The sequence below is a fragment of the Vibrio sp. Vb1980 genome (assembly GCF_033338615.1).
GTDB classification, from domain to species: domain Bacteria; phylum Pseudomonadota; class Gammaproteobacteria; order Enterobacterales; family Vibrionaceae; genus Vibrio; species Vibrio alginolyticus.
Genome location: NZ_JAWOSZ010000003.1, coordinates 372,507 through 386,937 on the forward strand (window position 1 = coordinate 372,507; position 14,431 = coordinate 386,937).

Genomic DNA, 14,431 nt, shown 5'->3' on the forward strand with positions numbered 1-14,431 from the left:
TTATACCTAAGTAACATTGTGATGACCAAAGTAAATGTTACTTAGGTATAGAATACTACGATCAAATTACCCCTCACGGGTATCCGACCTCTGTAATAGAAGGACATAAGATGGCTCTGGATAAAGTTTTTATTGAACAGTTAGAAGTAATCACCACCATTGGCGTGTACGACTGGGAACAACAAATCAAACAAAAGTTGGTTCTAGATATTGAAATGGCACACGATAATAAACCTGCGGGCAAAAGTGATGATGTGCAAGATGCACTGGATTATTCGCAGGTGAGTGAGGCGGTACTTAACCACATTGAAAATGGTCGTTTCTTACTGGTCGAGCGCGTGGCTGAAGAAGTAGCAGAGCTTATCATGCTGCGTTTCTCAGTGCCTTGGGTGAAAATCCGCCTAGCGAAGCCTGGCGCCGTGCCACAAGCACGTGCTGTTGGTGTGGTGATTGAGCGAGGCCGAGCATGATCACCACCTATATCGGTGTTGGGACGAACGTAGAAAGAGAGCAACATGTGCTTGCTGCGTATCAGGAGCTGCAACGGCTTGGAAAAAATCTCCTCGTATCACCGATATATGAATGCGAACCTATTGGTTTTAGTAGCAATAATTTCTACAACTTTGTCGTTGCAATGCGTACCGAGTTGTCATTAGAAGAGTTGAGCCATCAACTACGCGAGATTGAATTTAAGTGGGGACGCGAAGAAAACGCGCAAAAGTATCAGGATCGAACACTGGATCTCGATATAGTGTTGTTCGGTGAGCGCGTCTCCAAGAAAAAACCTGAGCTACCTCGCAGTGATATCTACAAATATCCTTTTGTCACAAAGCCGTTGTATGATCTCGAACCGCAATTAGTGATCCCAGGCGATGGACGCACAGTCGCAGACATTTGGCATGCTATGCAGCCAGTCGATTCGCTCAAACCCGTTTCCTTTCATTTTTAATTTGAGTTGTTTACATGAGTTATTTTGAAGCCTTTATTTTGGCTCTGATTCAGGGGCTGACAGAGTTTTTGCCTATCTCAAGCTCTGCCCATTTGATCCTGCCTTCCGCTATTTTAGGATGGGAAGATCAAGGTCTGGCCTTTGATGTTGCTGTTCACGTCGGTACATTAATGGCTGTCGTGATCTATTTTCGTCATGAAGTAATCACTTTGTTTCAAGCGTTATTTGCTTCGATCTTTAAAGGAGATCGCAGTAAAGAAGCTAAATTGGCTTGGATGATCGTGATTGCGACGATTCCAGCTTGTGTGTTCGGCTTATTGATGAAAGACATCATTGAAGTGTATCTACGTAGCGCTTACGTTATCGCGACTACTACGATCGTATTTGGCCTGTTGCTATGGTGGGTAGACAAAAACGCTAAACTCGTTGCCGATGAATACCAAACGGGTTGGAAGAAAGCTGTATTTATCGGTATTGCTCAAGCCTTAGCGATGATTCCTGGAACTTCACGTTCAGGGGCGACCATCACAGCAGCGCTTTACCTTGGCTTTACTCGAGAAGCGGCTGCGCGCTTTTCATTTTTAATGTCGATCCCAATCATTACATTAGCTGGTAGCTACTTAGGCATGAAGTTAGTGACCAGTGGTGAACCTGTCCATGTTGGTTTCTTAATGACTGGCATTATCACATCGTTTATCAGTGCGTACATCTGTATCCACTTCTTCTTGAAGATGATTTCACGCATGGGCATGACACCGTTTGTGATTTACCGTCTCATTTTGGGCGTCGGTTTGTTCGCTTTTCTATTAAGTGCATAATTGATGTTAACGAAAAACGCCCGCGAAATCCGCGGGCGTTTTTGTTTGTTCGTTACTTCTTAAGTGCTGCTTTCACTGCTTCAATACGTCGTTTTTCTTGCTCGTCACGAATCGCAGGGCCTTTAAAGCCCTCTTTGATAATGGCTTGAACGTCAACTGCCGCTGCTGCTTGGTAGGCTTGCCTAAAAATATCCGCCTGTGGATATGGTTGCGTTTCCAGTCCTTTACGACCAGCGTGATCCGCTTGGCAGCAAAGCAAGATATCCTGTAGACGTTCGGACTTACGCCACACATCAAGTTTATTGAGTATTTTAATTATGGTTTGTGGTTTAAGTTCAGCCGCGCGATGAATATTGGAGTGCTGTTCGCACACCATCAAGGCTAAATCACGAAACTCATTTGGTACCCGGACACGTTCGCACAGCTTTTTGATCAGTTTTAATCCTGTATGGCAATGCATTTTGTGGCTTGGCCATTCGCTCTCTGGCGTCACGCCTTTACCCAAGTCATGCACTTGGGCGGCAAACCTGACGGGGAGTGAGTTACTCAATTTTGCGGCTTGCTCTGCCACCATCAAAGTATGGATGCCAGTATCGATTTCTGGATGCCACTTCTCAGGTTGAGGTACGCCAAATAGTGCATCAATTTCAGGTAACACCACGGTTAATGCACCACAGTCTCGTAGAACCGATAAGAAAATATCAGGACGAGGAGTAGAGAGAGATTTATGCCATTCTTGCCAAACACGCTCGGGAGTCAGTGTACTTAGCTCTCCAGATTCTGCCATGTGACGCATTAACCGCATAGTTTCGTCGGCAACCGTAAAGTTTAGATCAGCAAGCTTCGCTGCGAAGCGAGCGACACGTAAAACGCGTAGAGGGTCTTCAATAAAGGCGTCTGATACATGGCGTAGCAGTTTATCGTTGAGATCTTGCTGGCCACCATATGGGTCATGGATCGTGCCATCACTCTCCATTGCCATCGCGTTAATGGTTAAATCACGACGTATCAAATCTTCTTCTAAGGTGACGTTTTGATCGAAGAAACATTCAAAACCAGTGTAACCAGAACCTGACTTTCTCTCTGTTCGTGCAAGGGCATATTCTTCTTTACTTTTGGGATGCAGAAATACAGGAAAGTCTTTACCAACGGCGGTGTATCCTTGGGACAGCATCATCTCGGGCGTCGCGCCTACGACCACCCAGTCGTTGTCATAACTATCAATTCCGAGCAATTTATCTCGAACTGCGCCACCTACTAAATAAACTTGCACGAATTACCTCTTAATTTATGGATATGCCGTTGGACATTGTAGCAAGCAATGGTACTTTTCTTTACTCCTAAGAATAGAAGAAGAGCGTTTATACCATGTCTGACTATTCCCAGGTGGTTTTTTAGCTGGAGAGCCTAATGTATAAGGACTTTTTTGGGTTTGTCGAACAACCATTTTCGATTGTTCCAAACTCACGTTATTTGTATTTAAGCCAACGTCACAAAGAGGCAATCACACATCTCCAAGCTGGGCTAGGCGATGGCGGTGGCTTTGCTATGCTTACTGGCGAAGTAGGTACAGGCAAAACGACCGTCGCAAAAGCGATGCTGGCGAATTTGGGTGATAACACCAAAGCGGGTCTTATTCTCAATCCCACGTTTTCGAGTAGAGACTTGCTCGAAGCCATTTGCGATGAGTTCAAAATCACCTATCCGCCAGATGCAAACCTCAAACAGCTAAACCAGGTTATCCATCAATATTTGCTGCGTAATTATCGTTCAGGCTGGCAGACATTGCTGGTCATTGATGAGGCTCAACACCTTGCTGCCGACGTTCTAGAGCAGTTGCGCTTGTTGACCAACTTGGAAACCGATACCAGAAAATTGCTCAAAGTGTTGTTGGTCGGGCAGCCTGAATTGCAGCGGTTATTACAAACAACACAACTACGCCAACTTGCCCAGCGTATTACCGGGCGTTATCACCTGTTGCCGTTGGATGAAAAAGAGACAGAAGATTACATCGCATTTCGACTACATACAGCAGGTGGCGACCAGCAACTGTTTAATCGTGCTTCTTGTAAACTTATAGCCAAATACAGTCACGGTATACCGCGGCTCATCAACCTTATCTGTGACAAATCCCTCAACATTAGTTATCACCAGGGTAATGTGGTGGTGGATAAGCAAACCGTTCAGCAGGCCTGTGAAGAGGTGATGCAGTTTCAGGCAGATATTTATCAGCAAGATAAAAAAGAGCGCCGGACTTTCCGTTGGCCTGCTTGGGGCTCTGTCACGGTAGGCCTTATTGCTGCATTAAGTACGGGGTGGGCGGTCGTGAATTATATGCCAGCTCAAGCGACGTCAGTGTTGACACAAGTGACGGAGCCAAGAGTAGAGCCAACACCAACCGTCGTAAGCCAACAGTTAACGGATGAGCAGCGTGATTTATTGTTAACACAAAAACAGTCGAACCTCGCTGTAAATGATTTGTATCGTTTGTGGGGGTATCAAGCATCGGTTCGCGATAATCTTTGTTTGTCAGAACCGCAGTCGACTATGCGTTGTGAGCGTAAAATGGCGACTTGGCCGCTGTTGATGCAACAAAATCGCCCTGTGATCTTGGAGTTGAATTATCAAGGTGATGTTGGGTATGTCATTCTATATGCCGTCGGTAATGACCAAGCTGAAGTGCTCAATGGCAAGCAGCGTCTGCGTCTGCCAGTTTCGTGGCTAAAGCCGTTGTGGCAGGGCAATATTATCGAACTGCGGCATGCTCCGCTGAATGAAACATTACGTTTAGACATGGAAGGCCCTGCGATTGAAGTATTAGACCGATTATTAGCAGAAGCGGTGAGTGAGCCACTGCTTGAAACGTCTATTTTTGATGGTGCGATGAAAGAGCGAGTCGAGTTATTTCAACGTTGGCAAGGAATTGGTGTCGATGGTATTGCAGGTAAGCGAACGCTAGACCGACTTCAGCAAAATGTTCAGCCAGATGCGCCTCAACTGGCGAGAATAGAGAAGGAGGACGCATAATGTCAGCTGTGAAACATATAGGTCTGTTCTTGCTGCCAATCACTGCTTCTGCTATCGGAGTCGCTTGGTACTTAGATCTCTTTGCACCGAGTGTTGAAGTAGATACAACGTCCCCGATAGAAAAGGTCGAAGTGGTATCACCTTTCAAAGTATTAGACTATCCAGAGAACACCCAGTTGGCCCAATTGCCAAGAGAGTGGCCAAGTGCAGAGCTATCGCGTGATTTTGGTACATTTACCACCCCCGATGAATACACGAGCCATACACCAAGCAGAGATGAAACACGCGACTCAGCATCAACCCAAACGACTTCTGCTGCTGAAGAGGACCTCGGGTTGTCTTTGGATGATCTGGATTTATCCTCATTATCTCCAGATTTAGCTAGGAAGGTCGAAAATGCCTTATCCCGAGATGATGACAATTCGTCATCACAAACGGCACGCGTGAACGATTTAGAGCGCAACGCTCACCAGTGGCAAGGGCGTCTACCTGCGCTTAATTTGCAAACCCATATGTACGCTAGTGATGAAAATCGCCGTTGGGTGAAAATTAACAATGTTGAGTATCATCAGGGGGATGTCGTTGATGATCAGGTCACTCTAAGAGAAATACAACCGCAAGCTGTGATTGTTGAGTTCCAAGGTGAGCAAATTCGTATACCAGCGTTGTATGAGTGGAAAGGGTAACTCTTGTAGAAACACATCAAGCCAGCGAAATCATATCGCTGGCTTTTTATTTTTCAGAGCATCTTTTGCATCTATTCTGGTGATGATTTCTAGATACTCAAACAAGCAAAATATAGCTTTCCTCAGTCGTTTAAATAGCACCAATATCATTCATCTATTGATAGCGCGATTCCAGTCAGCGTTGTGTAAAAAGACACCATCTTCACGAACTTCGGAGTAATGACTTGGTCCACGTTAGACCCCATCACATAATAGGAGTCTAAACAGAGACACATGCGTATTCTGATTTTTTCTTTAAGCATTGTTGCATCGACAAGCTATGCAGCAAAGCCAGACCCATTCCCAGTTACACCAGATAGTCGCGGGCAAGATTTCATGGTCAGTGCGACGAATCCTTACGTGAGCAGTACCGGTTACTCAATATTGAAAGAAGGCGGTAATGCTGTTGATGCTATGGTCGCGATGCAGATGGTGATGTCTGTCGTTGAGCCAGATATGACCGGAATTGGCGGCGGGACTTTCGCGCTGTTTTATCAACATGACGAGAAAAAATTTCTGGCCCTTGATGGTCGAGATGAAGCGCCCTCTAGCGCGAACCCTGAAATGTTTGTTGAGAATGGGGAAGTACTCAGTCGCAACGAAATATTAGGCCCTCGTTCTGTTGCGGTTCCGGGCACATTGCGGTTGCTTTACACCACTCATGAACAATATGGCAAGTTGCCATGGGCAGAGCTGATTAAGCCGGCGATTACATTGGCGAGCAATGGGTACGCGATGAACAGCTACACCTACGACATCGTAGTAAGAGAGCAAAGCCGACTTGAGCAAGATCCGGAAGTGAAAGCCTTGTATTGGCAAGGGGACGATATTAAGCCGACGGGAACCTTGATGAAGAACCCTAAGATGGCTGAGACGCTGAGGAAGATCGCGCAACAAGGCGATCGTTACCTTTATGGTGGTGAGCTTGGTCAGCACATCGTAGAGACGGTTAATAGTCGTATTGATGACCAACACGAGAAGTTGTCTTTAGAAGATTTTAAACATTACCAAGTGAAGCAGCGTGACATCATTGAGAGCGACTACCGTGGGAATAAAATCGTCTCTTTTGGTTACCCAGCTTCGGGCGGTGTGATGGTCGCTCAGAGTCTTGAACTGCTCGCACCCTATGACATTGCCCATATGGCGAAAACGGATGTGGAACCTTGGCGTCTCATGACTGAAGCGATGCGAATTGCAAAAGCCGATCGTATTGCATATGCCGGAGATCCGGATTATGTGGAAACGCCAGTTGAACAGTTGTTGTCTAAAGCCTATCTAGATCAGAGACGTGATTTAATCCCTGATAATGGCACTTTAAAAGAGGATCCAAAAGCAGGACAGATAACGCAAACTCAGTATGCGCAATATCAAGGCTTCGAGAGCAAAGATACAGGGCATATTTCTATCGTCGATAGAGATGGAAATGCAATTGCGATGACCAGCACCGTTGGCACGGGTATGGGCTCGGGTGTGATGGTCGATGGCGTTATCTTGAATGCGCAGATGGCTAACTTCTCACCTCAGCCAACGGTTAACGGCAAGCCTACGCAAAACTCAATTGAAGCGGGCAAGCCTACGCAAAACTCAATTGAAGCGGGCAAGCGTCCACGTTCGGCTATTACGCCATTAATGGTGATGGACAGTGATGATAACTTGCGTTTGGTGGTTGGGTCACCAGGTAGTTCACAAATCCCGGGGTATGTACTCAAAACCGTGGTTGGGGTGCTGGATTGGAATTTATCAGCGCAAGAGGCTATTGACTTACCAAACATCCAGTATGGCACTAAGATAGACCGCACCAAGTCTTATGACCCGACTGGTTTGCTGGTGGAAAAGAAAACGTTCGCAGAAATGTTGGTGCCTGAGTTTATGGAGCTTGGCTACCCAGTGCACGTTATTCCAGTGGTAAGCGGTTTGAATGCAATTGAGCTAAAAGATGGCAAGCTTTATGGCGCAACGGATCGTCGTCGAGCCTCTAGTTCAATGGGGGAGTAGTACTCACTTCTATCAAACGAAGCAAACTAAAAAGCCAGTCAATATCGACTGGCTTTTGCGTTCTTTTTAAAGATAAAAGCGTAAGGGTTTATGCCCAACCCGCAGGAGAGCGCTTTCTACGAGGCATGACATGCGGAAGAATCAAACCAAATAGTAAACCTAAACCTGCAACACCGCCGCCATAAGTGAAGTACTTAAGCAGCATGTCATCTTTTTGTGTATCCAGCTTTGCGCGTAGCTCGCGGTTTTCTGTTTCAACAGAAGTAAGCTGATCACTGATCTCAGAGTATTTATTTTCTAGATCTGAAATTTGTTGGTTACGTGTTTCGAGAGAGGTAACAAGACCTGCTTTCTCTGCATCAGAAGTTTGACGAGCATTAGCAAGCTGCTCTTTTACTTCGGCTAGCTCTTTCTCAATGCGAGGAAGGCGAATTGCCATGCTCTCTTGGTTTGTCACAAACTTGCTTTGTACCCAACCAGTGCGACCACGGTCATCACGAACTTGCGTGTAGCCAGTATCTCGGTTGGTTTTAATCAGTTGTACTTTAGAACCGGCGTTAACACTACCAATAATACGGTAGGTGTTATTTGGACCTGAGTGCATAAAAGTGAAGAGGTCATCAGAAATATAACGGTCTGCTGCTAGGGCCGCTGGCGCTGCTAGCAAAGTAAACAAAACCGTGATGATTAGTTTTTTCACAGTAAATCCCTTAACGATTTTTCTTGGAGACAGCGTTGGCACCGAATGATTGGAGCCGGAAATAGACGAATAGTATGCAGTTTCAAACTTCGGTGCAACAAAGAAGGGAGGCAAAGCCTCCCTTTCTGTGCGTTTGAGTCAATAATGACAAAGCGCTTACATTCTATTGACGAGTGTCTTAAGCGAACATCGCTTGAAGTCCGTAGAAGAATACTACGGCCAATAACGCACCCGCTGGTAGTGTAACGATCCATGATGCCACGATGTTACGAACTACGCCTAGGTTCAGTGCTGCGATACCACGAGCAAAGCCAACTCCGAGAACCGCACCAACCAATGTTTGAGTGGTTGAAATTGGCAGGCCTGTACCAGACGCTAGAACTACCGTACATGCTGTTGCTAGCTGTGCTGCAAAACCGCGGCTAGGCGTTAGCTCAGTGATGCCTGTACCAACGGTTGCCATTACTTTGTGACCTAGTGTTGCAAGACCGACCACGATACCAATACCACCAAGAGGTAGAATCCACCAAGCGATGGTGCTTTTCGTGCTGATTTCGCCCATGTGTTCAACAGTCGATACGACAGCAGACAGTGGACCAATGGCGTTTGCAACGTCGTTTGAACCGTGTGCAAATGCCATCGCACAAGCGGTGATAACCATCAGAACGCTGAAGATACCTTCCACGCCAGAAAAGCTGCGGTCCTCTTCGCGATTAGCGAATTTTTTCTGGATGTATACGTAGCCGCCAATCATCACAAGTGCTGAAACTGCTGCTGCCCACATCCAGGCTTCACCATTGGTCAGGTGAAGACCAACGTGTTTTAGACCTTTTTTGATGGTTACAAGTGCAATCACCATTGTTGTGATGAACATGTAAACAGGTACAAAACGTTTCGCATTAAACAGAGGGTTCTCTGTATCAAAAATCAGGCGTTGTGCGCTGACAAAGATAACGTAAGCAAAGAAACCTGAAATCACTGGCGTAATAATCCAGCTACCAACAATGCCTTGAACGCTGCCCCAGTCAACCGCTTCAGTACCTACTGATACGCATGCAAAACCAATGATTGCACCGATGATTGAGTGAGTCGTTGATACTGGCCAGCCCATGTAAGAAGCAAGAAGCAGCCATGTACCTGCTGCTAAAAGCGCAGACATCATGCCGTAGACAAGAACATCTGGTTGACTAGCAAATAAAGAAGTTTCGATTACACCTTTACGGATAGTGTCGGTTACTTCACCGCCTGCAAGGTAAGCACCTGCAAACTCGAAGATCATCGCAATGATGATAGCTTGTTTTACAGTTAGCGCTTTTGAACCTACAGATGTACCCATCGCATTAGCAACGTCGTTCGCGCCAATACCAATCGCCATCATGAAACCAAAAATCGCTGCAACAATAATCAGGACAGTGCCGTAGTTCGCAAGGATATCCATCGTAATACCTAGTTGTTTTATAACAAGCGGAACAAAATTTTACGCGCACCAAACCATAAGACGATGAAAATAGTCATCGTCCCTATGACACGTGTTAATTATGCTCTTCGTTATGTCGTTAACTTTATGTTTTAAGATCGAGATAGCATGACTTCCAAACGAGCACCTACGCGCTGCGCTTGGTCGGCAATACCACCTACCCATTCAAGAATCTTGTACAGGAACATGACATCGATAGGGTTCATGTCAGCTTCAATCACCATCAACTGTTGGCGAAGTTCAATCTGCATGGCATCGGTATCATCTTCGATAACGTCTAATTGATGAATCATTTCAGCGACGAGCGTCACTTCACGGCCTTTGAAGCCGGTTTCTAGCAATTCATCAAGTTCATTGATTACCTTTTGCGCCTGATCGGCAGCATCAAGACAACGTTGAACGTAAGCGAGGAAGTTTGGTTGGAGAGCCTCAGGGATGACAAGTTGACGACCATATACACGGCCAGCAATGTCTTTTGCCAGGTTTGCAAGTTTGTCCTGTTGAGTCAAAAGCTCAAGCATGTCAGTACGGTCGACTGGCATGAACAAACCGCGAGGCAGTTTTAGACGGATTTCACGTTTCAGCACATCCGCTTCTTTCTCTAGGTGAGAAATTTGTGCACGGATTTCTGCTGCTTTTTCCCAATCACCCTTTGAAGATACTTCAAAGAATTTCACCAAGTGTGAACAACATTCGTTGACACACACAACGTGGCGTTGCAAAGGCTTAATTGGGGACTTTGCAAATAACCCCATAATTGTATTTACTGGCATGGTCATTCAACCTAATAACTATAACCTTAAAAAAACATACACCATTTCTGAGTGCTTGGCGAAATGTTGAACGATGGCTATAAAGGCGCGCATGGTAACGCATTAAATCGCTCATTAAAACTGTTTTAGATCATCAATCCGGCGATATTTCTCTCTTGCCGTGTGAGAAATTACGCAATATCCTGTTTCTATCTGCTTTGAAAGGTATAGCTATGGAAACCGAAATAGAACTGAAGTTTTTTGTTTCTCCTGAATTTTCAGAAACTTTAAAAGAAAAAATTTCTGAGACAAAAGTACTTCAGCATAGTTGTCGTGACTTGGGTAACACCTATTTTGATACTGCCGATAAATGGCTTCGAAAGCACGACATTGGTTTAAGAATTCGCCGTTTTGATGATGTATTCGTCCAAACCGTAAAGACAGCAGGACGCGTCGTCGCAGGCTTACATCAAAGACCAGAATACAATGCTGAGCACACTAGCGACGAGCCTGAACTGTCGCTTCATCCTCTAGATATTTGGCCTCCAGGTAAAGATGCAGAAACGCTGCAATCCGAGCTTATGCCATTATTCTCGACCAACTTCACACGTGAACAATGGCTGATTGGCATGCCCGATGGCAGTCAGATTGAAGTTGCCTTTGACCAAGGCTTAGTTGTAGCCAAAGGTGAAGACGAAGAAGAGAAGCAGGAGCCGATTTGCGAAGTTGAACTGGAACTTAAGTCTGGCCAAACCGAAGCTTTATTCACGCTGGCACGCAGCTTTTGCGAGCAAGGCGGTATGCGCTTGGGTAACTTGAGCAAAGCGGCGAAAGGTTATCGACTTGCAAGCGGTTATGCGGGTGATGAAGTAAAATCATTGGCACTTGTGGACAGTAGTCCGACGGATACCGTTGAATTTTGCTTGATCAACTCTTTAGAGCACGCTTTGTCTCATTGGCATTATCACGAGCAAATTTATGCTGAGCGTGACAGCGTGGAAGCACTGCGTGAAATCAGTAATGCCATTCGTTTCATTCGTCAAACATTGACTATTTTTGGCGGGATTGTCCCTCGTCGCGCGAGCGCGATTCTGCGCCAAGAGCTTAAATGGTTGGAAGAAGAACTGAGTTGGTTGGATGAGCATGCACACCTTGAAGAGCTTTTAGATGACAAAGGCAATGTGCTGCGCAAGTTGGATGCACGTAAGTTCTTAGTATCTGAGTTGACTCAGCAGTTACAAGAGTTGCCAAGCCGTGAAGAAGTGCTAGGGTTGCTCAATTCCGCGCGTTACACAGGGTTACTGCTGGATCTAAGCCGCTGGATCTTAGCGCGCGGTTGGCAGCCATTTCTTGATGAAAAAGCACGTGAAAAAATGGCAAGTAACATCATGCCGTTTTCAGTTACTCAGCTCGATCGCACTTGGGCTGAGCTAATGGAAGCTTTCCCAGCAGAGCGCGATTTGACGGCGCAAGAGTACGTTGATCAGCGTTATCGCTTATTGCGTAACCTCTATACTGGTATTGGTTTCGCGAGTTTGTATAACTCGGATGAGCGTAACAGCTTCCGTTTACCATGGGCGGATCTAGTGCATGGTATCGATGATCTGCTAATGCTGAACCACTTGCTCCCGTTGGTTGATATGCTGGAAGACGCAGAAAAAGAGCAGTTAGAACGCTGGTTGCACCGTCAAGAGCGCTCAATTTTGCATGCAATGGATCAAACCCGAGCGATCAGTGTGGAAGTTCAGCCTTATTGGCGTGAATGATCGTTCTGGTGATAACGACAAAAAAATAGGACCGCATGGTCCTATTTTTTTGTCTCTGTTTTACGTTGTTGTAGCTCTTTTTCCATGAAATCGAGTCGTTCTAGTATTTGAGCTTGTTGGGTTAGGAGCTGCTCGAGCATACGTTCTTTATTGATTGAACTGTGCGTCTGTTGTTTCGTTGGGGCAGTAAGGATAGAGGTGATAAGACCCGAGATCATACCAAAGATACCCACCCCGCAAACAATGATGATGACAGCCAAAAACTTTCCTATGGAGGTCACTGGATAATGATCGCCGTAACCAACCGTTGAGATTGTTACAAATACCCACCACAAAGCATCGGCGCCAGTACGAATATTCGCTTCTGGGTTTTTCGCTTCGATAAACAGCATTGCACTAGAACCGAGTGTTATGAGGATAACCATCAATAGCAGTATAGAGGCGACCGTGGTTTCGCGGCGGTTTTCTTTGAGCTGATGCAAAATGAACTTTGACGAACGCAGTACTAATACCACTCGCATAATATGAAAAATACGAGCAAAGCGCAGGGGCTCTATCAATGGGATGCTCGCCACGAAATCTATCCAATGACGTTTAAGGAATAACCAGCGATCTGTGGACCGGATCAAATCAATGGTGAGCTGTAGTAGAAAAATACTACAGATTATGAAATCCAGACCGATAAGAACTTGACGGGTTTCGTGATCGATCGGGAAAAACAACAAGCCAGAGATCACAAATAGTGCCATAAAAGACAATATTAGTGACAACAGGCCCATCGGTCGTGTGCTGTCTTTGATATCATTGTTTTTCATACGAAGCTCAAAATAAATCGCGTAACCACGCAAAGCGCGAACATAACTATAAGTAATATAAAGATTATAGATAAAGACTATATAAGACTCGGTGGAGAACTGACAATGGAAAAGCTGGCATTTAAGCCATGGGAAAGGGTCATATCCGACATTCGACTGGTGCCTAAAATGGTCATGTTGATGGTCTTCAGTACTGTCCTGATCGTGGCAAAACAACTGTGGGACGCAAACACTTTTTACGACTCACTTTTAGCGGCGACACAAAACGCGCAAGTTGCCCAACAGCATTATGAAGCATACTTAACGCAAGTTGCTTGGCAAACCGCCTTATTGATAGTGGTTTTTGTCGTGCTCTTATTAGCGGCGGCTAGAGTGATGTTGCGTCAAACACAGTATCTGAGCGACGCGATCAAACTGATGGCGAGCAAGAACCTCTCTGTTCCATTTGGTATGGATTGTAAAGATGAATACGGAGACGTGGCACGTGAATTAGAAAAGACACGTCGACAATTGCACGATGTGATTCAAATGCAAATTAATGCGTCTGATGAATTATCAACGCTCACCGAAGTAATGACACTGAGCATGTCGGAAACGAAGGAATCGGCGCAAGAAGAGTTTAACGAAATTGATCAACTTGCTACGGCGATGAGTGAAATGTCGTCGACGGTCCAAACGGTTGCGGAACATGCCCAGACGGCATCTTCTCTAACAGAGCAAGCTTCCGCACAAGCAATTTCTGGTCAGCAGTTCTTGCAAAGTACAATGGCGAAAATGAGTGAACTTTCGTCGGATATCGCTTCATCGGCACAAGCGGTTAACCAAGTTGAAGAACGTGTTGAAGCCATTGGTAGCGTTGTGGGGACGATTCAAGGCATTTCTGAGCAAACCAACCTGCTTGCACTGAATGCGGCGATTGAAGCGGCGCGAGCTGGCGAGGCTGGGCGGGGTTTTGCTGTGGTTGCAGATGAAGTTCGTAACCTTGCCCAACGCACACAACAAGCGACGGTAGAAATTCAAGAGATGATCGCACAGCTGCAAACCAGTGCTGAATCTGCGGTAGAACTCATGGAAAAAAGCGTTGTAGAAGCGGCAGATGGAAACGAGCTGGTTTCTAATGCTGGATCTGAGCTCGATGGTATTGTTGGGCAAGTGACGCAAATCAATGACATGAACTTCCAGATCGCGACGGCGTCTGGTCAGCAAAGCAGTGTTGCAGAAGAGATGAGCCAAAACCTCACCAATGTACGTGAGTTGGTGGAAGCCTCAGTTGTTGTTGTTACCGAGCTGCTAGAAACCTCTGAAATGATGCAAAATAATGCAGGTGAGCTAGACAAGAAGATCAAATCTTTCCAAGTTTAATATTCGATCCCGAACTTTTGATAAAACGCCCACAAACCTTTTGTG

At 45.7% G+C, this 14,431-nt stretch carries 13 protein-coding genes; 8 read left to right on the forward strand and 5 right to left on the reverse strand.

Annotated features, from left to right (window positions below; all coding sequences use genetic code 11):
• Positions 1-110 precede the first annotated feature (110 nt).
• The 3 genes from folB to R7F64_RS08165 are packed head-to-tail and all read left to right on the forward strand — an operon-like array spanning position 111 to position 1,767.
• On the forward strand, positions 111-470 hold the full coding sequence (gene folB, locus R7F64_RS08155; protein ID WP_005379859.1) for a bifunctional dihydroneopterin aldolase/7,8-dihydroneopterin epimerase: 360 nt from the start codon (positions 111-113) through the stop codon (positions 468-470).
• Positions 467-949, forward strand: a complete 483-nt coding sequence (folK, locus tag R7F64_RS08160; RefSeq protein WP_025768391.1) for a 2-amino-4-hydroxy-6-hydroxymethyldihydropteridine diphosphokinase — start codon at positions 467-469, stop codon at positions 947-949. The genes folB and folK overlap by 4 nt, the downstream gene beginning before the upstream one ends.
• Before the next feature lie 14 nt (positions 950-963).
• The gene (locus tag R7F64_RS08165; RefSeq protein WP_017820255.1) at positions 964-1,767 is read left to right on the forward strand and encodes an undecaprenyl-diphosphate phosphatase; all 804 of its coding nucleotides are present in this window, start codon (positions 964-966) and stop codon (positions 1,765-1,767) included.
• A gap of 52 nt (positions 1,768-1,819) precedes the next feature.
• On the opposite strand, the gene R7F64_RS08170 is transcribed toward R7F64_RS08165, so the two are convergent.
• Positions 1,820-3,040, reverse strand: coding sequence for a multifunctional CCA addition/repair protein (locus R7F64_RS08170; protein ID WP_005379907.1), 1,221 nt, complete (start codon positions 3,038-3,040; stop codon positions 1,820-1,822).
• Positions 3,041-3,177: 137 nt separating this feature from the next.
• On the opposite strand from R7F64_RS08170, the gene R7F64_RS08175 reads away from it, so the two are divergent.
• From R7F64_RS08175 to ggt, 3 genes are all read left to right on the forward strand, one after another.
• Complete coding sequence (locus R7F64_RS08175) at positions 3,178-4,794, forward strand: ExeA family protein (protein ID WP_025768392.1); 1,617 nt, start codon at positions 3,178-3,180, stop codon at positions 4,792-4,794.
• A complete protein-coding gene (locus R7F64_RS08180; RefSeq protein WP_005379904.1) occupies positions 4,794-5,480 on the forward strand; it encodes a general secretion pathway protein GspB in 687 nt (228 codons plus the stop codon). The genes R7F64_RS08175 and R7F64_RS08180 overlap by 1 nt, the downstream gene beginning before the upstream one ends.
• A 273-nt stretch (positions 5,481-5,753) precedes the next feature.
• Positions 5,754-7,514 carry a gamma-glutamyltransferase gene (gene ggt, locus R7F64_RS08185; protein WP_318071595.1) on the forward strand — a complete coding sequence of 587 codons (1,761 nt, stop codon included), beginning with the start codon at positions 5,754-5,756 and terminating at the stop codon, positions 7,512-7,514.
• A gap of 88 nt (positions 7,515-7,602) precedes the next feature.
• Here ggt and R7F64_RS08190 read toward each other — a convergent pair whose 3' ends face one another.
• From R7F64_RS08190 to R7F64_RS08200, 3 genes are all read right to left on the reverse strand, one after another.
• Entirely contained in the window at positions 7,603-8,214 is a 612-nt protein-coding gene (locus tag R7F64_RS08190; RefSeq protein WP_005379900.1) for a TIGR04211 family SH3 domain-containing protein, read from the reverse strand.
• 178 nt (positions 8,215-8,392) lie between these two features.
• Complete coding sequence (locus R7F64_RS08195) at positions 8,393-9,652, reverse strand: inorganic phosphate transporter (RefSeq protein ID WP_005379898.1); 1,260 nt, start codon at positions 9,650-9,652, stop codon at positions 8,393-8,395.
• A gap of 131 nt (positions 9,653-9,783) precedes the next feature.
• Positions 9,784-10,464, reverse strand: coding sequence for a TIGR00153 family protein (locus R7F64_RS08200; protein ID WP_005379896.1), 681 nt, complete (start codon positions 10,462-10,464; stop codon positions 9,784-9,786).
• Positions 10,465-10,676: 212 nt separating this feature from the next.
• Between R7F64_RS08200 and R7F64_RS08205 the strand changes: the two genes are divergently transcribed.
• On the forward strand, positions 10,677-12,209 hold the full coding sequence (locus tag R7F64_RS08205; RefSeq protein WP_025768394.1) for an inorganic triphosphatase: 1,533 nt from the start codon (positions 10,677-10,679) through the stop codon (positions 12,207-12,209).
• Positions 12,210-12,250: 41 nt separating this feature from the next.
• Here R7F64_RS08205 and R7F64_RS08210 read toward each other — a convergent pair whose 3' ends face one another.
• Entirely contained in the window at positions 12,251-13,024 is a 774-nt protein-coding gene (locus tag R7F64_RS08210) for a potassium channel family protein (protein ID WP_025768395.1), read from the reverse strand.
• A 105-nt stretch (positions 13,025-13,129) separates the two neighbouring features.
• On the opposite strand from R7F64_RS08210, the gene R7F64_RS08215 reads away from it, so the two are divergent.
• Positions 13,130-14,386: a methyl-accepting chemotaxis protein gene (locus R7F64_RS08215; RefSeq protein WP_005379890.1), complete on the forward strand. Its 1,257-nt coding sequence runs from the start codon at positions 13,130-13,132 to the stop codon at positions 14,384-14,386.
• Positions 14,387-14,431: the final 45 nt, after the last annotated feature.